At 71.0% G+C, this 19412-nt stretch carries 12 protein-coding genes; 7 read left to right on the top strand and 5 right to left on the bottom strand.

Features of this window, described 5'->3' with window-relative positions:
* Positions 1 to 126: 126 nt before the first annotated feature.
* The 3 genes from AB0924_RS14910 to AB0924_RS14900 form a co-directional block, all read right to left on the bottom strand.
* Entirely contained in the window at positions 127 to 669 is a 543-nt protein-coding gene (locus AB0924_RS14910) for an SMI1/KNR4 family protein (RefSeq protein ID WP_366911584.1), read from the bottom strand.
* A gap of 49 nt (positions 670 to 718) precedes the next feature.
* Positions 719 to 9361 carry a DNRLRE domain-containing protein gene (locus AB0924_RS14905; RefSeq protein ID WP_366911607.1) on the bottom strand — a complete coding sequence of 2881 codons (8643 nt, stop codon included), beginning with the start codon at positions 9359 to 9361 and terminating at the stop codon, positions 719 to 721.
* A gap of 397 nt (positions 9362 to 9758) precedes the next feature.
* Positions 9759 to 11261, bottom strand: a complete 1503-nt coding sequence (locus AB0924_RS14900) for an IucA/IucC family protein (protein ID WP_358936135.1) — start codon at positions 11259 to 11261, stop codon at positions 9759 to 9761.
* A gap of 122 nt (positions 11262 to 11383) precedes the next feature.
* Between AB0924_RS14900 and AB0924_RS14895 the strand changes: the two genes are divergently transcribed.
* Genes AB0924_RS14895 through AB0924_RS14885 form a run of 3 tightly spaced genes read left to right on the top strand, consistent with a single transcriptional unit; the run spans position 11384 to position 14970 of the window.
* Complete coding sequence (locus tag AB0924_RS14895) at positions 11384 to 12889, top strand: IucA/IucC family protein (protein ID WP_358936137.1); 1506 nt, start codon at positions 11384 to 11386, stop codon at positions 12887 to 12889.
* A gap of 18 nt (positions 12890 to 12907) precedes the next feature.
* Positions 12908 to 14170: a VWA domain-containing protein gene (locus AB0924_RS14890; RefSeq protein ID WP_366911583.1), complete on the top strand. Its 1263-nt coding sequence runs from the start codon at positions 12908 to 12910 to the stop codon at positions 14168 to 14170.
* Positions 14170 to 14970 carry a hypothetical protein gene (locus AB0924_RS14885; protein WP_358936141.1) on the top strand — a complete coding sequence of 267 codons (801 nt, stop codon included), beginning with the start codon at positions 14170 to 14172 and terminating at the stop codon, positions 14968 to 14970. Before AB0924_RS14890 ends, AB0924_RS14885 begins: the two co-directional genes overlap by 1 nt.
* 52 nt (positions 14971 to 15022) lie before the next feature.
* Here AB0924_RS14885 and AB0924_RS14880 read toward each other — a convergent pair whose 3' ends face one another.
* A complete protein-coding gene (locus tag AB0924_RS14880; protein ID WP_358936143.1) occupies positions 15023 to 15649 on the bottom strand; it encodes a helix-turn-helix domain-containing protein in 627 nt (208 codons plus the stop codon).
* A gap of 81 nt (positions 15650 to 15730) precedes the next feature.
* Between AB0924_RS14880 and AB0924_RS14875 the strand changes: the two genes are divergently transcribed.
* The 4 genes from AB0924_RS14875 (at position 15731) to AB0924_RS14860 (ending at position 18934) form a co-directional block, all read left to right on the top strand.
* A complete protein-coding gene (locus AB0924_RS14875) occupies positions 15731 to 16942 on the top strand; it encodes a pyridoxal phosphate-dependent aminotransferase (RefSeq protein WP_358936145.1) in 1212 nt (403 codons plus the stop codon).
* Positions 16943 to 17108: 166 nt separating this feature from the next.
* On the top strand, positions 17109 to 17708 hold the full coding sequence (locus AB0924_RS14870; RefSeq protein WP_358936147.1) for a histidine phosphatase family protein: 600 nt from the start codon (positions 17109 to 17111) through the stop codon (positions 17706 to 17708).
* Positions 17709 to 17827: 119 nt separating this feature from the next.
* Positions 17828 to 18457, top strand: coding sequence for a hypothetical protein (locus tag AB0924_RS14865; RefSeq protein ID WP_358936149.1), 630 nt, complete (start codon positions 17828 to 17830; stop codon positions 18455 to 18457).
* 54 nt (positions 18458 to 18511) lie between these two features.
* Positions 18512 to 18934, top strand: a complete 423-nt coding sequence (locus tag AB0924_RS14860) for an acyl-CoA thioesterase (protein WP_366911582.1) — start codon at positions 18512 to 18514, stop codon at positions 18932 to 18934.
* Positions 18935 to 18943: 9 nt separating this feature from the next.
* Here the strand turns inward: AB0924_RS14860 and AB0924_RS14855 are convergent, their stop codons facing one another.
* Entirely contained in the window at positions 18944 to 19345 is a 402-nt protein-coding gene (locus tag AB0924_RS14855) for a helix-turn-helix domain-containing protein (RefSeq protein WP_358936153.1), read from the bottom strand.
* Positions 19346 to 19412 lie beyond the last annotated feature (67 nt).

Below are 19412 nucleotides of genomic sequence, written 5' to 3'. Positions count from 1 at the left end.
GCCGGATCGCCGGCGTCACCACGGACCGGCGCCACGGCGGAGGAACGTGCCACGCCGCCGGGCAACGGACGTACCGTCGCCCGGCGGCGTGAACCTTGCGGCGCGGACCTCAGCCCGGCTCGCGGGCTAGCCGAGCCTCTTGAAGGCCGCCTCTCCCCGTCCCCAGAGGCCGAGGTCGCTCAGCGGGCACTCGGGGAACTCGCCCCGCAGCACCCGGGTGAGGAACTCGGCCATCCCGCAGTTGTAGCGGGTGAACCGGATCTCGCCGCGGTTGAACACCAGGACGGGCCAGGCGGCCGGATCCTCCCCGGAGGCGTCCCAGCACATCAGGTCGGCGCTGGAGTCGGCCCCCCAGGCGATCAGCCGGGGGGAAGTCCCCTCCAGTTCCGGGGCCTTGTACGCGTCGGCCCAGGTGTCCTCGGCGTTCCCCGTCTCCTCGACCATGCCGTCCCAGCCCGCTTCCTGCAGCGGTGCCAGCGGCTGCGGCGCGAGGACCACCAGGAAGTCCTGGACGACCCCGGCGCCGTACACCTCCATGAACCGCGTGTAGTCGGGCGGGAACGGCCGGCCCCACGACTGCGCCATCCGGTCCCAGTCGACGGCCCTGCCGCCGTCCTCGGGGGGTGGCATCAGCCGCAGCAGGGCGTCCACGTCGGCTGCCGCGCTCATCGGTTCTCCTCTCCGCGTGCGTTCACAGTGCCGACCGACATCATGCCGGTCACGGTGTCGATCCGGTCGGAACGGGTGAGCCGCCCTGCGACTGCGACCCCAGGTTGTCCCCCGTCTTCAGGGTGTTCGGGATCAAGGTGCTCAGGTTGATCCCGACCGTGCCGTCGGGATACATCCCGTACGCCGTGATCTGGAAGCCGGTGGCGACGGTTCTGTTGCCCTCGTAGACGGGTGTCACCGTGTACATCACGTCCTGGCCGGACATGACCGCGTCGTACACCTGCTTCTCGTAGCTGTACATGTGGTCGTCGCCCTGCCCGGAGCCCCGCTGCTTGGCGTTGGCTCCGCGCCCGCATGTGGCCAGGTTCCGCGCGTCCGTACCGGACCCGCTCAGCTTGTTCCCGAGCAGGTGGCAGTTGTTGATGTTGGTCTGGGGAACCAGGCCCTTGCTCTGGGCGAAGTCCTGCGCCCACCGGTAGCCGGGCGGCAGCACACTGCTGGTCGGAGTGCCCTGATGGCTGTTCAGGTAGTCCTTGGTCAGACACGCGTCGACGCCCTGGGCACGGTTGCCGTTGGCCGAGTCCGTGTCCTTGTAGTTGACCCAGCCGCCGCCGCAGTTGCCGCGCCGTCCGTCGTCGTCGGGCAGCGGGCGCGGCTTCGGGACGGGCTTGGGCTCGGGCTGCGGATCGTCCTGCGCGCCCTCGTCCGCGTCGTCCCTCGAGGACTCCTCGATCCTGTCCCTGACCTGGGTCGCCACGTAGGCGACGGCGGCCACGACCGCGACGACCACGACGGCCACGACCACGGCCTCGAGGACCACCGCGGCAGCGGCGGCCAGCAACGGGATGGCGAACGCGAAGTGCCCGTCGATCTCCACGTTGCTGATCGGGTTGCCGCCCGTGAAGGCGTAGCGGTTCCCGGTGAACGGGTCGCTGCCGAGGCCCATGTCGGCCAGGGCGCCGTTGTACAGGTCCCGGGTGGTGAAGCGGTTCAGACCCGGGTCGTAGTCACGGAACCCCATGTCGTACGTGCTGGAGTTGTCGTCCCAGCGCTTGGCGTTGTAGCGGTACGGGTTGTACTCCTCCTTCTGCGGGTTCGCCGGGTCCGGCTTGTCGATGCCCGTGAACTCCGACTTGTCGGCGTTGCCGTAGGCCGTGTATCCGTAGGTGGCCTTGGTGTTGCCGCTGTCGTCGGTCAGCGTCTCGACGTCGGTGTGCGAGTTGTAGCCGTAGTAGCCGTCCTCCTCGCTCCCGTCGTCGTTGTGCTTGACCTGGGACAGGCGCTCGCCCCACGGGCTGTACTGGTAGGACTTGGTGAGCTTGCCGGCGACCTCCTCGGTCAGCACCTCCTGGGACAGGCCCAGGTAGTGGTAGTCCGTGGTCTTGCCGTCGGCGGTCGTGGAGAGGGTCCGGTCGAGCGGGTCGAAGGCGTACTTCGTGGACTTCATCGTGCCGTCCGCGCCCCGCTGCTGGGACTCGACGACGTGGTCGAAACCGTCGTAGACGCTCCGCGACTGGATCTGGCCGTCGCGGCTCATCGACTCCTGCCGGCCCAGCGGGTCGTAGTTGAAGGAGGTGACGGATCCGTTCGTGGTCGAGGTCTGCAGCCGGTTGCGGTCGTAGGCGAAGTCCGTACTGACACCGTCCACCGTCTGCTTCGTGACGTTGGCGTTGTCGTCGTGGACGTACGTCTCCGTGTTCGCGCCGTTGCCGGTCTTGACCGCCTTGGCGATCCGGTCGACCGGGTCGTAGGTGTAGGCGGTCGTGGAGTCGAGATACGCCGCGTGGTCGTCGGCGTTCATCTTCTTCGACTCGTCCCGCGCCTTGTTGCCGTTGGCGTCGTAGGTGTAGTCGTGCGAGGCGACCAAGGTGCCGTCGGCCTTCTTCTCCACCGAGCTCTTGACCGCTCCGTCGGCGAAGTAGGCGTTGGTGAGGACGTTGCCGTTGTCCTTGGTCGCCTGGAGCACCTCACCCCGGTCGGTGTAGGTGTAGCTCGAGACCTTCGGGGCGGTGTCGGTGGGCGACGTGCCCACGGAGACCGTCCGGACCTTCTCCCTCAGGTCGTAGGTGTACTTCGAGAACTGCTGCGGATGGGTGACCGTCTCCGGCTGGTCGTTCGGGTCGTAGGTGTAGCTGGTGGTGGTCTTGTCCGCGTTGGCGAGAGCCTCGGTGATGCGGGAGACCTTGTTCACGTCGTTGTAGGCGAGCGTGTACTTGTCGATCTTCGCGCCGGGTGACAGATCGTCGATCGAGGACAGGTTGTCATTGAGGTCGTAGGCGTAGCGGAACTGGTGCTTCTCCGCGTCGACCTCGCTGGACAGGTCCCGGACGAGCTTGACCCCGTCCGCCACGACCGTGCCGTCCGCGCTCTGGAAGAGTTCGAGCTTCGACGTGTTCCCCTGGGTGAAGTCGTACGAGCCGAGGCTCACCCAGGCGCCCGCGCCACTGGACTGGTCGACGGTCTTGTCGACGCTTCCGCCCGCGTGGGTCAGCGTGTACCTGGCGGACTTGCTGGCCCCGCTGACCTGCGGGAACTTCACATAAGCCGTGTACTTCCCGTCCTTCGGGACGTTGAGCGTCCAGGTGAACGAGTCCGCCCCGCCGCCGGCCGCGTGGGTCCGGTGGTCGTAGCCCTGCTGGCCGGCCTGGCTGCCCGTGCTCCAGGTGCCGGTGAAGCCGGTGTTCTGGAGGTCGGAGTTGTCGACGAGCGGAACCGCGGTGCCCACGGGCACACCGTCGTCGGTCTTCTCCTTCAGCTTGCCGTTCGGGTAGTAGCTCCAGCCCATGGTGCGGCTGATGTCGCCGTCGGCCGAGGAGATGGTGCGGGACGTCTGCAGACCCAGCTCGTTGTAGTCGTAGCTGGTCTTGATGTCCCACGGGTCGGTGGAGGTCTTCGCCCATCCGTTGTCGAAGTAGGTCTGGACGGTGTCGTTACGGAGGGGCTGTCCCGCCGACGGCGGCAACGAGGTCCTGACGACCCGGCCCGCCTCGTCGTAGGCGGTCTCCGTGTAGACGTTCGGGTTGTTGTAGCGGGCGTCCGACGGGTCGTACGGCAGGTACTGCTTGACCGGCCGGTTGAGCGCGTCGTACTCGGTGCGCGAGGCGAAGTCCTGCTCGCCGGCCGTCTCCGTGCCGCGCGGGGTGACCGTGCGGGTGAGGTTGCCCACCTGGTCGTACTCGTACCGCGTGGTCCGGTAGACGGTGTTGTCGCCGGTTCCGTCGTGCGGGATCTTCAGCTCGGTCCGCTTGCCGCGCTCGTCGTAGCTGGTCAGGGTTGTGTTGCCCAGCTGATCCGACTCGGAGACGACCAGTGAGTCCTTGTCGTAGCTGCGCGAGGTGACCTTGCCGGCGGTGTCGACGACCTTGGTGACCCGGTGGTCGAGGTCGTACTCCATCTTCGACGCGAAGTCGTCCGGGTCGGACGTCCGGTTCTTCTTCGGGTCGACGACCTCGACGTTGTTGCCGACCGAGTCGTAGGTGTACGAGATCTTCTCGCCGAGCGTGTTGACCACGTCGGTGACTTCGTAGATCGCGTCGTAGCTGTTGGTCGTGGTGAAGTCGTTCGGATCGGCCGCCGTCGCCGCGCCCTTCGGCTCGGTCGTCGTCTTCAGATGGCCGGTGCGGTCGTAGGTGTAGGTGGTCTTCCGGTCGGGGGCCGTGTCCGAGTCCTTCGGCGCGACGGCCTCGCTGATCTGGTCGGCCTCGTCGTACACCGCCGTCGACACAGCCCCGTTCGGCGCGGTGGCCCTGGTGACGTTGTCGTTGGCGTCGTAGACCGGTGCCGGCGTGGTGATCAGGTCGTTCTTGGCCTGGTCCTTGGGCTCGGTGCGCACCAGCGGACGGCCGAACGCGTCGTAGGTCTGGGTGGTCCGGTGGCCCAGCGGATCGGTGACCTCCGTGACCTTGCCGCGCTCGTCGTAGGTGTAGCCGGTGGTGTGCTCCAGCGCGTCGGTGATCTTCGCCGGGTATCCGGTGGCGCCGAACTCGCTGTTCCTGGTGGAGTGGCCGTTCGCGTCCGTCGCCTTGGACAGCAGACCGAACGCGTCGTACTCGTACCGGGTGGTGTAGTCGCCGGTGTCGGGGGTGGAGACGCCCTTCGGGTCGACCACCGTGGTCAGGTTGCCGAAGTCGTCGTAGTCGAAGTTCCAGGTGCGGCCCTGCGGGGACGCCTTGCGGAACAGGTCGGACGAGTAGCCGTCCAGCCGCTTGACGTACTCGAACTGTGTGCTGTTGGCAGGGTACTTGCCGGGCGCGCAGTCGCTCTGCGGCGGGACCCCGCCCTGGTTGTACTCGGCGGTCCGCTTCCACAGCGGGTAGCCGGTGAGCGGGTCGTAGCAGTACGCGGTGGTAGCGCCGTTGGCCTCCTCCATGTACGTGACATTGTTGTCAGCGTCCCAGGCCAGCTTGGTGGTCTGGTTCTTGGCGTTGGTCGACTGCACCGGACGGCCGTAGTCGTCGGTCACGTACGTCGTGGCATGGCTTTCGGCGTCGGTGACCTCGGTGGAGGTGTGGGCCGTGTTGGCCGGGTCGGGTGCGTAGGCGAAGTCCGTCCGGCCGCCGAGGCGGTCGGTGAGGGTCTGTGTCCACCAGTGGTACTTCGGCTCGTCGCCCTCACGGGGGTAGTAGTACGCCAGTCGGGTCGCGTGGTCGCGCGGGTCGGTGACCTTGACCAGCTTGACGTTCTTGTTGCCCTGGGTGGCGTCGTACTCGAAGGCGAACGCCTTCGGCTGGGAGCTGCCCGCGCCGTCGGTGAGACCGGTCAGCAGACCCTTGTCCGAGTACGCGAAGGCCAGCTTCCGGCCGGAGATCTCCGTCACCGACTTCAGGTGGTCGACGATCTTCGGGTTGGAGGTGTCGGCCTTCGTGTAGTAGGTGGCGGTCAGCGACTGCCGGCCCGCCGGGTCGGTGATGTACTTCAGGAATTTGGTGGGCTTGTTGTTGGACTTGCGCTCCTCGTACGTGAACGTCTGCGTGTTGCCGTTCTTGTCGACCGCGGACGTCAGGTAGCCGTCACAGCCGAAGAGGAAGCGGGTGCCGTCCGGTTTGGTCAGGGTCCAGGCGTCCGGGACCGGGTCCTTGTCCGGGGTGCAGTCCAGGCCGGGCTTGGCCGCGAGTCTGAAGTGAACGCCCGCCGGGGCCTTCCAGGTGCCGTCGTCCTGCTTGCGGAAGACGTGCGTGGTGCCGTCGCCGTCCGGCAGCCGGATCTCCGTCGGCTTCGGATTGGGGTGGAAGTCCAACGGCGTACCGAGCCGGATCGGCCCGGAGGCCTGCACGGACCAGCCCGCCCCGGCCACCGTGTCGGAGGTGTCGAGCGAGTTGTACGCCAGGCGGAAGAAGGTGTTGAGACCGCGCCCGGGGTTGTTGAACGCGTTGTACTGCCAGACGGTGTTCCCGGCAGCGGTGTTGGTCATCAGGGACGAGCCCGCGCCGGTGTTGACGCCGTTGTAGGAGTAGAACTTCTCCAGGCCCAGCTGGTCGGAGGTCGGGTCCTCCACGGCGACGTTCTGCCGCAGCCCGGGAATGCCGTCCGTGCCGGACACCCAGGTGTTCGCCTGGGTGTCGAGGACGTCCCAGATGAGCGCGTAGTCATTGCGCTTGTTCCCCGAGTCGGAGTTGATCGGGGTCTTCACCTGCGCCTGGAGGGTGACGGAGTCACCCGGTAGCAGGTCGGCGGGCAGGGCCGTCCGCACCTGGTTGCCGCCGTTGGTGACGTCAGTGCCGTCGGGCAGCTCCCACCGGTAGGACAGCACGTGCTGTCCGGCCTTCCAGACGGAGGTGGTGGTGTTGGTGACAGTGAGCTCGACCGTGTGGTCGGAGTTCGGCGTCATCCGCGCCGGCGTCGTCGGGGCGTAGTAGGTCGAGTCCGTGGTCGAGTCGATGTACGTGACCGCGAGCCTCGGCCGCAGCCTGGGTTCCACGCCCTCGGTGGACACGAAGAGGCTGCGTTCCTGCGCACCGGCCTCGTCCGCGAGCTTGACCATGACGCCGTGCCGGCTCGCCGGGTTCTTCACCCAGCCCTGCACCGTCGAGGTCGCGTCCCACTCGCGCTGGACGGGGTCGTTGGTGAAGGCTCCGGTGTCGGAGACGGCGTCGTCGGCGTCACCGCCGGGCGCGGCCCACGACGTGGCGGAGTCGGCCTTCTGCCAGGTGGCGGTCGCCTCGTCGAAGTCCTTCGTCAGCGGCCGCAGTTCGTACCGGGCACCCGGGCCGCCCACGATGGTGGTGAAGGACCACATCTTGACTTCGGCGTCCACCACGCGGGCGGTGGACGGGATGCCGAGCGCGGGGAACCCGGCCACGGCGCGACTGGTGCCGTAGGTCCCCGAGCTGTTGCCGACCATCAGCCACGGGTAGGCGACGCCGCCGTCGGTGATGGTGTCGTGCGGCTGCGTCGGCTGGTTCGCGGTGAGCGTGGTGTCCTGGGACGCCTCCACCAGTCTGGTGACCCGGCCCGCCTTGGGCAGCCGGACCAGCTGGGTGGGCGCCGGGATGACCTGGCCGTCACGTGTCTTGACCGCGACCATGTAGTAGTAGGCGCGGCCCAGGGGATCCGCGTCGTCCGCGCGGGTGGGCACCGCGGAGGTGTCCGAGTAGGAGGTCGTGCCCGACGCGACCGGTGCGACCAGGGTGGACTGCGACGGGGTGAAGTTCTGGAACACCGAGCGGTGCACCTGGTACTCGACGATGTCGTCGCCCGTGTTGCTGGACGGGTCCTGGTAGGCCGACCAGTTCAGATCCGCGCCGGTGGCGTGGATGGTGTCGGGTGCGGCGAGGTTCACGCCCTGCCGGCCGAACGTCAGCACCAGACGGGGTGCGTTGGCGTACTCACCGCCGTAGGCGTACTCGCTGCCCTCGTACCGGGGTCCGCCCTTGGGACCGGTCGCGGACTCGTCACCGGCCTTGACGACGAAGCCGTAGTTGGGCTGGGTGCCGTCGATCCACTGCTGGACGGTCTTCGTCACCGGGAAGGAGTGCCAGACGTTGGTCTGCCCCGGCGCCTTGGTGACCGCGCCGCCCTTCGTGAAGCGCACGGCGTCGGCGATCACCGAGGTGGAGGTGGAGGCGGGGCCGTCGCCCAGTACCACCTTGCCCAGCGTGCCCGCCTTGAAGGGGTGGTTGCCGAGCGTCTTCCACACGCCGGCCGACCCGGCCGCCTGGTCGACGGTGTACGTCTTGCTGCCGCCGTCGTAGCTCACGGTGTACGGCGCGCTGGTCGCGCGGTCCGAGGCGGGCACGTAGTGCGCCTCGACCTGGTAGGTGCCGTCCTCGGGGAGGTTCGGCTGCCAGGTGTAGGTGTCGCCGGCGACGCTGTCCTTGTTGTACAGGTAGTCCTTGTTGACCGCGTACTGGGTGTACGTGGTGTTCCCGGAGGCCGGCCAGGCGCCCTTGGCCGCCGTGGTGCCGGGGTCCTGGTCGTCTACGGTCACGGAGGTGCCGGACAGTTCGCCGGTGATGTCCTTGGCGTTGTTCCACGTCGCGGTGGACTCGCTCCAGTCGGCGGTCGCGCGGTGCGCCTCGAGCTGCACCTCGTCGTCACCGGTGGTGTGGACCTGGTCGTAGTACAGCTTCAGGTCGGCGGAGTCCAGCTTGGTGCCGGACGGTATGCCCGTCACGGGGAACCGCAGCAGCGCGCGGGAACTGCCCGTGCCGGTGTTGCCGACCGAGAGCCGCCAGCTGTCGTCGTAGTTGTCCGCCGGGCCGTCCGAGGAGATCATCACGTCACGCGCCTGGGAGGGCGTCGGCACGATGGAGATCGTCGGGTCGATGGTGACCGGGAACTTCCGCCCGGCGGCGGCCAGCCACTTCGCGTCCGGGGTGACGGTCACCTTCCAGTTCTCGCCGTCCCGGCTGAGCCGCTGGTCGACGGAGCGGCTGTAGGCGCTGCCGTACGGGGACGAGGCGTCCTTCTTCGCGTCCGTCATGAAGGCGGGCGGGAGTTCGAGGACGGGGGCGTCGCCCTGGCCGTACAGGCGTATGGAGCCGTCCTTGCCGGCCTTGGGCCGCAGCCCGCCGGTGTCGAGGGTGAACGTGAACGACACCGGTCCCGCGGGTCGCTCCCGCAGGACGATGTTCTCCTTCACCCGGCCGGGCCCGACCTCGTACACCAGGTCCGTGTCGGCGTCCTTGACCGCGTTCCGGTAGGTGACGGAGTTCCCCTCGGCCCGCGGCACCAGTCCGGCGGCATCCTTCAGGCCGAGGGTGACGGCCTGCCCCTGGGCGGTCTCGAAACGCACCAGCCGCCGCGGAGTCGTTCCGAAGTAACTGCGCCCGGTGTTGGTGGTGTTGGCGAAGGTGTAGCCCGCCCTGCCGGTCTTCTCGATCCCCGCGTCGATGGTTTTCCAGCTCTTGCCGGACCGGTACGCGCTCGGCACGGCGGAGACCTCGGCCTGCACCCGGCCGTCCGACATCCGCCAGTAGCGGGCGAACGGGGTCCGCCTGGCGCCGAGTTCGGCGATCCGTACGGCCTTGGGGGCCTTCGCTCCCCTGGGCAGCTTGTCGCGGCTGGGGAGGGTGGGATCCCCGCCGGTCCTCGGTTCCTCCGGCCGCCGGCTTCCGCCGTCGTCGGAGAACCAGGACTTGATCGTGTCGCCTATGCCTCCGCCGTCGCTCCGCGACGGTGCGGCCGCGTACGCCGCCTGCGGTATGACGGACACGATGACCGCGGAAGTGACCGTGAAGGTCACCGCCCGCATCATCCTCGTCCGCCGCTTTCCATGTCTCGGTCTCACGCGATCCCCTCTTCGCATGCGCGCATCCGCGCGCAGAGCATTCCGACACAAAAAAGTTCGCGGCATTCGTCGCGAACCCAGGCTGATTCAGTTGTGTTTCAAGGCGTGCGAAACAGAGCGGACCACCTGTTGTGGGGTGGCCTCGCGGCGTCACGCACCTGACTCGGGGGGCATGTTGACCGTCTGTCAGTTTCCCGTCAACTGACCACTCAAAAGGGACAGTTGACGATGCAATACATGAAGTCGCAGGGCCTGTGGATGCGATATGAGGCGGAACTGGAATCAGTCGGACGCGGCCCGTTCCGGCCGCTTTGAATTGACCGGCGTGAAGGTCCGGAAATTACCTGGGTTCGTGACCGGATCAGCCGTTGGCCAGTGGGTTGGGCAGGGGCAGGTAGCGGGCGGCGGCGCCGTCCGCGCCGGTCCAGCGCAGCAGCAGGTTGGTCTTGCCCGGGAGGGCGGGCGAGGCGAGCAGGGCGGGGATCTCGGGCAGGTCGTGGCGGGCGAGTTCGCGGCGGGCGGCCGGCCAGGGGTCGAGTCCGGGGTGGTGTTCGGCGAGGGCCGCGGCGATCTCGGTGAGGTGGTTGACGACCAGGCAGTACACCAGCCGCTCCCAGCCGGCGGCCCGGGAGACGTCCGGGAGCAGTTTGACGCCCTCGGCGTCCCGGAACAGCGCCTGCACGGGAAGGCCCGCCGGGTCCACGGCGACCAGAGTGTTCTGCAGATGCGCCTCCAGGACGACACCGTGATCGGCGAAGGCCGTCAGGGCGGGCGGCACGACCTGCCGCAGATACGCCTCCCACCAGGCCTCGGGGTCGGTGGTGGCGGCCAGGGGGCTGCCCTCGAAGCCCTCGGCCAGGGCGGCGGCGAGCAGCGGGGTGGCGGCGGGCAGGAGGTCGCCGCGCAGCCCGCCCCGCACCAGTACGGCCAGTTCCTCGAAGGCGAACGCGGCGGTGCGGTAGCCGCGGTCGGGCAGCCAGGCGGCGGGCGGACCCATCGCGGCGAACGCGCGTTCCACGGCGGTGCCGGTGCGGCGCAGGGCCAGCAGGTCGTGGCGCCACAGCCGGCGGATGTCGTTGGTGATGCGCACATCAAGGCTGAACTTCAGGAACAGGTCGCGCCCGGGCTCGTACACCGTGCGGATCGCCGCTGTGGGCCAGGTGTCGAAGGCGGTGGTGCCGAGCCTGATGAGCCGGCCGTCGGCGAGGGCGGGTTCCAGGTCGCGGGCGACGAGGTCGAGCTGCCAGGGGTGGGCCGGCAGCAGCCGGTAGCCGGGCGGGGCGGTACCGAGGGCGTCCAGGGCGCTGGTGTCGCCCTCCTCGGCCACCTGATCCGCACGCACCCCGAGCAGGGCGAGCGGGAAGCGGGCGTGCGCCTCGGGGGCGTACGGCAGCCAGGCCGCGGCCGGGCCGCCACCGCGGGCCTTCGGGGCGGGATGGCAGGGATGGCCGGTGATCAGGGACTGCTCGGAGCGCAGATACGGGTCCGCGGGCGCCGCCGCCCGGGCGCGGGCGGTGAGCAGGGCGGCGACGGCCTCCCGGCTGTCGATCATCTCGGCGGGCAGGTCGTCGCCCGGCTGCCCGGTGTGCCGGCGCAGCTCCTCGGCGACCAGTTTGACCAGTTCGGTGTGGCCGAGGCGGCGCCAGGACCCGGCCGAGCACACCTCCGGATCGGCGGGCCGGCGGCCGGCCCGCACGCGCAGCAGCCGGCCGGTGCCGCGCAGCCGGTGGACCCGGTGTCGCCCGTCGGCCGGCAGCGGCTCGGCGACCTCCCGCAGCAGGCAGTTCAGCAGGGGCGCGGACGCGTACGCGTCGGCGCGCCGTCCTGCGGCGTCACTGGGAGGCTTGAGGTCCACGCGATCCATTCGTCCGTCGTCGGGGCCGGTCGCACCGGGCCGCCGTTACGGGTCCGGGGGCCGGTCGCGATCAGTATCTCTGCCGTACCCGACAATCGTGCCCCGAGCTGCCCTTTCCCGAGGAGCCGAACGTGTACGACTCAGCCACCGCGGAGGCCGGGATCGCCGAGGAGCTGGCCGCCGTCCGGCCCGGCCTGCTGCCCCGGTACCGGGCCGCGCTGCCCGGTGCCCGCGCGGCGGTGCTGACCCGGCTGTGGCGGGCCCTGGCGTACGAGCCGCTGCCGTGGATCTCCGGCCGCACCGGCGGGGCGCACGGCCTGGCGCTGCGGCTCGCCGACGGCCGGCACCTTGAGGGGCCGCCCGCGGACCCGTACGCGACCGGGTGGTACGTCACGTCCGTGCGCCTGGGCCGGGAGCGCTACGACGACCCGGCGCGGCTGATGAGCGACCTCGCGGTGCCGCACGCCGCCGGTTTCGCGGCCGAGCTGGCCCACAGCGCGGCTTCGCTGGCCCTCTCACGGGCCGGCGCGGACCGCTCGGCGGACTGGCCGCAACGGGACTGGGAGTGGGAGCAGCGGGTGACCGACGGGCATCCCTACCACCCCAACTGCCGTTCCCGGCCCGGTTTCTCGGTGGCCGACCAGCTCGCCTACGCACCGGAGCACCGTCCGGTGGTGGAGCTGGGGACGGTGCCGGTGCCGGCGGAGCAGTGCCTGCTGTCGGGTGAGTGGCCGGAGGAACTGCGGGACGGAGGGCGGCTGTTGCTGCCGGTGCACCCCTGGCAGGCGGACCATGTGCTCAAGCGGCCGTACGACCCCTGGCGGGCCGCGCGTCCGCTGCTGTCCCTGCGGACGCTGGCCCTGCCCGGCGGTCCGCACGTCAAGACCGCGCTGAGCGCCCGGCTGACCTCGTCGGTGCGGGACATCTCCGGGTACTCGGTCGAGGTGGCGGCGGCCCTGTCGGCGTTCGCGACGGACCTGGCCGGCCGCACCGGGGGCCTGCTGCACATCACCCGCACGCTCGGCGCGGTCACCGCGCACTCCCCCGATCTGGCCGCGCTGCTGCGGGAGTCGCCCGCCGGTTACGCGGGCCCCGGCGAGCGGGTGCTGCCGGTGGCGGCGCTGCCCGGCACCGGCCTGCCGGAGTCCTCCGCCTGGCTGGCGGACTTCGCCCGGCTGGCGCTCACAGTGGGGCTGCGGCTGCTGGACCTCGGTGTGGCCCTGGAGGCGCACGGCCAGAACCTGCTGGTGATCCTGTCGGCGGACGGCACACCGGTGCGGCTGGTCTACCGGGACCTCGCCGACATCCGGATCAGCCCTGCCCGGCTGGCCCGGCACGGCATCGCCCCGCCCGCGCTGACCGGCCGCCTGGTCACGGACGACGAAGGGGCCCTGCGCCGCAAGCTGTTCGGCTCCCTGGTGGCCGGCGCGCTCGCCGGTACGGCGGGCTCGGGACCGGCGCTCGGGGCGGCGCTGGCGGCGGCCGTGCCCGTGCTGCCGGACACGGCAGACCTGGCCGCGCTGCGCGAAGCCCCGCTGCCCGCCAAGGCGCTGACGCTGATGCGGCTGTCCCCGCAGACCCCGGGTGACCAGTGGACCGCGCTGCCGAACCCGCTCGTTTTGGAGCCCGGCACCTGAGATCAATAAGATCCGCCGATGATCAGAAGACAACGGCTGGCGGCGGGAGTCTGCGCTCTCCTCGCCGCCCTGACGGCCGGGCTCGCGTTCCCCGCCGGGGCCGCCGCCGACGAGACGGAACAGGCCGCCCCCAAGGTGGAACTGGTGCTGGACGTCAGCGGTTCCATGCGGATGCGGGACATCGACGGCGGCACCCGGATGGCCGCGGCGAAGCAGGCGTTCAACGAGGTGCTCGACGCGACGCCGGAGGAGGTCGAGCTCGGCATACGCACGCTCGGTGCCAACTACCACGGCAACGACCGCAGGACCGGCTGCAAGGACACCGCGCGGCTCTACCCGGTCGGCCCGCTGGACCGGACCGACGCCAAGACCGCGGTGGCCACGCTGGCCCCGACCGGCTGGACGCCGATCGGCCCCGCGCTGCTGAAGGCCGCCGACGACCTGAACGGCGGTGACGGCACCCGCCGTATCGTGCTGATCAGCGACGGTGAGGACACCTGCCAGCCGCTCGACCCGTGCGAGGTGGCCCGCGAGATAGCCGCCAAGGGCATCGGGCTGACCATCGACACCCTCGGCCTGGTCCCGGACGCCAAGACCCGCGACCAGCTCAGCTGCATCGCGGACGCGACCGGCGGCACCTACACCTCCGTCCAGCACAAGGAGGAACTGAGCGACCGGGTGGGTCAGCTGGTCGACCGGGCGGCCGATCCGGTGGTGACGCCGGTGGCCACCGAGGGCGCCACCGAGTGCGCCAAGGCGCCGGCCCTGAAGTCCGGCCTCTACACCGACCGCGAGGAGTTCGGGCAGCAGCGCTGGTACAAGGTCGACGTGAACCCCGGCCAGGAGCTGCGCGCCTCGGTCAGCGTGGCCGACGACCGGGCCGTCAACCCCGACTACGGGGTCCTGCTGCGGGCGGTGACCCTGCACGGCCGGGAGATCGTACGCGGTGAGGCGGCGGGCAACGGCCGCACCGACGCGATCTCCACGGGCCTGCGGTACCCGAGGCCGGAGAGCGACGACGACGACGCGACCGCGGAGACCGTGTGCCTCCAGGTCACCAACTCCTTCTCGGCCGCCGCGGGCGTCAAGACGTCCCCGGGTCTGCCGCTGGAGCTGACCGTGGACCTCGTGGACGGGCCGTCGCACGCGGCCGACGTGGCCGCGTTCGGCCTCGGCCGCGGCTGGTGGCTGCTCGGCGCCCTGGTGCTGGCCGGGTTCGTCGCCGGTCTGCTGTGGGGCTGGCTGTCGCGCTGGCGGGTCGCGGTCTGGAGGACGAACTGATGCGTATCACACGTGTGCTGGGTGCCGCGCTGCTGGCGCTCGGGCTGGCCGCCGGTCCGGCGGCCGCCGACTCCACGCCGTCGCCGAGCGCCTCGGACGACGGCAAGGCGCCCACCCGGGCGGGCACCTCGTTCCGTACGGCGACGGAGATCGAACAGGGGCAGCGGGCCACCGCGTCCGGCTCCACCGGCGACTACCTGTACTGGTCGTTCCCCGCGGACGCGGAGCAGCGGCCGACCGTCGAGGCGACGGTCGAGCTGCCCGGGACGCACGGCACGCAGACCTGGCAGCTCGACGTGTACGACGGTCTGCGCCGCCGCCAGTCCTGCCAGTACGGCGCGGCGACCCGCACCGCCGGCCAGGGGACGTCCTCGGTCGAACTGGCCTGCGTGCTGCGCACGGTGCGTGCCTGGTCGGAGCCGTGGGCCAACGACCCCCTGCCGGGCACGTACTACGTCCGGCTGACCGTGGTGAACCTGGCCTCGTCCGACCTCGGGCAGCCGGTGAGCACCGAGATCCGCGTCGACTCCAAGGACGTCGGCGGCGCGGCGGCCGTGGACGGCTCGCTGGCGAAGCCGCTGGTCCCCGGCATCGCCGTCAAGTCCGAGGCGCAGGAGAACGGTTCGAAGTCGGCGGTGCTGTCGAGCATCGAGCCGGACGACGGCTGGTCTTCCGGCTGGTGGTCCGACCGCTGGGTGTGGACCGCGATCGGCGGCATCCTGGCCGCGCTGGCGGGCATCGGCGGCTACGCGCTCACACGCGGCTCGGGACGGCCGTCCCGGGTGCCCCCGTCCGTCTGACCCACAGCCGAAGGCCCGCCGCTCCGGCGGGCCTTCGGTGTTTCCGCGGCCGTCAGCCCTCCCTCAGCGCCTTGGCGAGTGTGCCCTCGCCGGTCACGGTGATCCGGCCGGCCCGGACGGCGTCCGCCGGCGACAGCTCCCCACGGCAGACGGCCACGCACGTGGCGGAGTCCAGTACCAGCCGCGCGTCCACCGCGCCGGGCGCGGGCCCGTCCCCGTACGCCGGTCCGTCACCGGCGCCCACGTTGAGGTGGAACTCACCCTCCTCCAGGCGGACTTCGACGACGCCCTCACCCTGGAGGGCCCGCAGCAGGGGCAGCGCGAACCAGTGCGCGCGGACGGCGTCCGTCGGGCGCCGCTCCCCCAGTTCGCCCTCGCCCCACCTCCCCAGGGCCTGCAGCACGGGCAGCAGCTCACGTCCCCGGTCGCTGAGTTCGTAGACGAACGCCGCGCCCGGCGGGGGCAGCCGCCGCCGGGTGGTGAGTCCGTCGCGCTCCATGTCCTTCAGCCGGGAGGCGAGTACGTCCGTACTCACGCCGGGGAGGTCCGCGTGCAGGTCCGTGTATCGGCGCGGGCCGGCCAGCAGTTCCCGGACGATCAGCAGGGTCCAGCGGTCGCCCACGAGGTCGAGGGCGCGGGCTGCGGAGCAGTACTGGTCGTAGCTTCGGCGAGGTGACATGCGGCGCAGTCTAGACGGGTTGTTGGACTTTCCAAGCTCTCACTTGGTAAAACCAAGCAACACGAGTTTCCGGAGGGGCGCATGGAGTTCCGGCAGTCGAACAAGCTCAGCGAGGTCTGTTACGAGATCCGCGGCCCGGTGATCGAGCACGCGGACGCGCTGGAGGAGGCGGGCCACAGCGTGCTGCGCCTGAACACGGGCAACCCGGCGCTCTTCGGCTTCGAGGCGCCCGAGGAGATCCTCCAGGACATGATCCGGATGCTGCCCCGGGCGCACGGCTACACGGACTCGCGCGGCATCCTGTCCGCCCGCCGGGCGGTGGCCCAGCGCTACCAGACCCTGGGCCTCGCGGTGGACGTCGACGACGTGTTCCTCGGCAACGGCGTCTCCGAACTGGTCTCCATGGCCGTGCAGGCGCTGATCGAGGACGGCGACGAAATCCTCATCCCCGCCCCGGACTTCCCCCTCTGGACGGCGGTGACGACGCTGGCGGGCGGCAAGGCGGTGCACTACCTCTGCGACGAGCAGGCCGACTGGAACCCGGACCTGGCCGACCTGGAGTCGAAGATCACCGACCGCACCAAGGCCGTGGTGATCATCAACCCGAACAACCCCACCGGCGCGGTCTACCCGAAGGAGGTGGTGGAGGGCATGCTCGACCTGGCCCGCCGCCACGGCCTGATGGTCCTCGCCGACGAGATCTACGACCAGATCCTCTACGACGACGCGGTCCACCACTCCGCCGCCGCCCTCGCCCCCGACCTCGTGGTCCTCACCTTCTGCGGCCTGTCGAAGACGTACCGGGTGGCGGGCTTCCGCTCCGGCTGGCTGGTCGTCACCGGGCCCAGGCAGCACGCGAAGGACTATCTGGAGGGCCTGACCATGCTGGCCTCCATGCGGCTGTGCGCCAACGCGCCCGCGCAGTACGCCATCCAGGCCGCGCTCGGCGGACGCCAGTCCATCCATGAACTCACCGCCCCCGGCGGGCGATTGCACGAGCAGCGGAACGTGGCCTGGGAGAAGCTCAACGAGATCCCCGGGGTGTCCTGTGTGAAGCCCAAGGGCGCGCTGTACGCCTTCCCGCGGCTGGACCCGAAGGTGCACCGGATCCACGACGACGAGAGGTTCGTACTCGACCTCCTGCTGCGCGAGAAGATCCAGGTGGTCCAGGGCACCGGCTTCAACTGGCCGTCGCCCGACCACTTCCGCATCCTCACCCTCCCGCACGCCGACGACCTGGAGGCGGCGATCGGCCGGATCGGACGCTTCCTCGGCGGGTACCGGCAGGGGTAGCCCCCGTACCGGCGGCGCCGACCCGGCGGCCAGGTGCCGCGGCCACTGGTCCGCGTGGCGCCGGAGCGCGTGGGCGGCCGTCCGGCGCAACCCGCTCTGCGGGCGGCCGGAGCGGTGTGACACCGTGCTGGGGCATGCGCTGAGGGGCAGCGGGAAGGGCGTTGACGTGGGTGACCTTTTTCTCGTCCGGCACGGTGAGACCGAGTGGTCCCGGTCCGGGCGGCACACCGGCCGGACCGACGTGCCCCTGACCGAGCACGGCCGGGAGGAGGCGCGCCGGCTGGTGCCGCTGATCCGGTCGCACCGTATCGGCGCCGCGTTCGTCAGCCCCCTGCAGCGGGCCCGGGAGACCGCCGCGCTCATCGGCGTCCACGACGCCCGCGTCGACGTCGACCTGCTCGAGTGGGACTACGGCGGCTACGAGGGCGTGACCACCGTGCAGATCCAGCGGGAGCGGCCCGGCTGGTTCCTGTTCACGGATGGGGTCGCGCCGGGCCCGCCGGAGCGTCCCGGGGAGACCGCGGAGCAGGTCGGGGAGCGGGCGGACCGGATGCTCGCCAAGGTGGACGCCGCCCTCGCCAACACCGAGGGAGTGGTGCTGCTGGTCGCCCACGGCCACTTCCTGCGGGTCCTCACCGCGCGCCGGCTCGGGCTGCCGCCGCAGCAAGGGGCGCTGTTCCAGCTCGCGACGGGCGCGCTGGGCCGGCTGGGCACCGAGCACGGGCGTCCCGTGATCGCGGGGTGGAACGTCCGGGCGCCCGGCTGACCGGTTCGGCCGGTCCGGATCCCCGAGGCCGAGGCCGTTGTCGGACCCCGGCCGTACGCTCGGAACGAGTCGCCGGTCCGGCGGCTCCCGGGCGTCGGCGCATCGGAAGGGGGCACGCCGTGACACGACCGCCGACCGTCGCGCAGCGACGGCTGATCGAGGCCGCCGATCCGGTGACCGGGCGGCTGCGCGGCACGCGGGCGCAACTGGACGCGCTGGTGAAGCGGGGACTCGCCTTCCGGCACCCGCGGCCGCCGCACGACCACTTCCTCACGCCGGCTGGGCACCGGATACGCGAGGCGGAGCCGGAGGCGCCGGCGGCCGTCGAGGAGTCCGCGTCCCCGGGCGGGGGGTTCGCCGCGCGGGTCGGCGGCGAGGAGGATCCGCCGGTGTCCGGGGCGTCCCGGCCGCGAGAGGTGCACAGCGCCTGGCAGGGGCTGCTGGAGCTGCGCCGGATGACCAACCCGGGCGGCGCGACCGACCGCCCGTGCGGCTGGGAGCGGACGCATCTGGTGCGGGCCGCCGCGCTCGCCCTGGAGGCGGCGGGGCACCGCCCGGCGGGCCCCGACGGCGACGGCTACCGGGTACGGGCGACACCGCAGCCCGAGGCGGTCGCCGTGTACGCACCGGACGAGCGGGGTCTGCTGGCGTGCACGGCGACGCTGGAGCGGGCGGGCTGGCAGGCAGGCGCGTACACGGAGCCCAGGACGCGGGCGCGCTATCTGCTGGCATCGCCGCGGCGGGCCTGAGACGCGTGTAAGGATCAACGGGTCGAGTATTCGAACGACGAAGGGGCGCCGGCCGTGGCCGAACCGTTTTCCGTCCGTGTGACCGTTCGCGGTTACGAGACCGATGTGCAGGGCCATCTCAACCAGGCGGTGTACCTCAACTACGCGGAGCACGCCCGCTGGTCGCTGCTCCAGGCCGCCGGGGTGAGCCAGGCCCGGCTGCGCGCCCGGGGTGTGGGGCCGGTGGCGCTGGAGACGACGATCCGCTTCCGCCGCGAGCTGCTCGCCGGGGACGAGGCCGACGTGAGCTGCGAGTTCGAGTGGGGCGGCGGCAAGACCTTCCGCATCAGGCAGGAGATACGCAAGCTCGACGGCACGCTGGCGGCCGAGGTCACCGCGGTGGGCGGCATGCTCGACCTGGAGAAGCGGAAGCTGCTCCCCGACCCCCGGGACGTGTTCGGGGAGCTGGCTACGGACCTGGGACTCTTCGGCCTGTGACCACGGGTCCTACGCGTCGAGCAGCTCCGGCGGGTGCTCGGCGTCGTAGGCCGCCCGGGCCTCGGCGATGTACGCCCGGTTGCGCTCGGCCCAGTGCGTCAGCCGTCGCAGCGTCGGCTGCAGCTCCCGGGCGACGGGCGTCAGTTCGTACTCCACCTTGGGCGGGACCGTCGGATGCACGGTGCGCGTGACCAGTCCGTCGCGCTCCAGGTGGCGCAGGGTCAGGGACAGCATGCGGCGGCTGATGCCCTCGACGCCGCGTTCCAGTTCGGTGAACCGGATGGGCCCCGCGGCGGCGGCCACGAGGATCTGCACGCTCCACTTGCCGGCGACCCGGTCGAGCACCTCACGCACCGGGCAGGCGTCCGCGTCCACCGCCCGGACGGTGACACCGGTGTTCCTGCGCACCATCGGACTCCCTCCTCGCACCCGCCTCCTCGTACCGGCCTCCACTCTCACCCACGACACCCCCGGTCGC

Origin of the sequence: Streptomyces sp. NPDC047869 (assembly GCF_040704065.1) — a bacterium.
In the GTDB taxonomy this organism is placed as follows: domain Bacteria; phylum Actinomycetota; class Actinomycetes; order Streptomycetales; family Streptomycetaceae; genus Streptomyces.
This window is presented reverse-complemented; position numbering and strand designations above follow the sequence as displayed.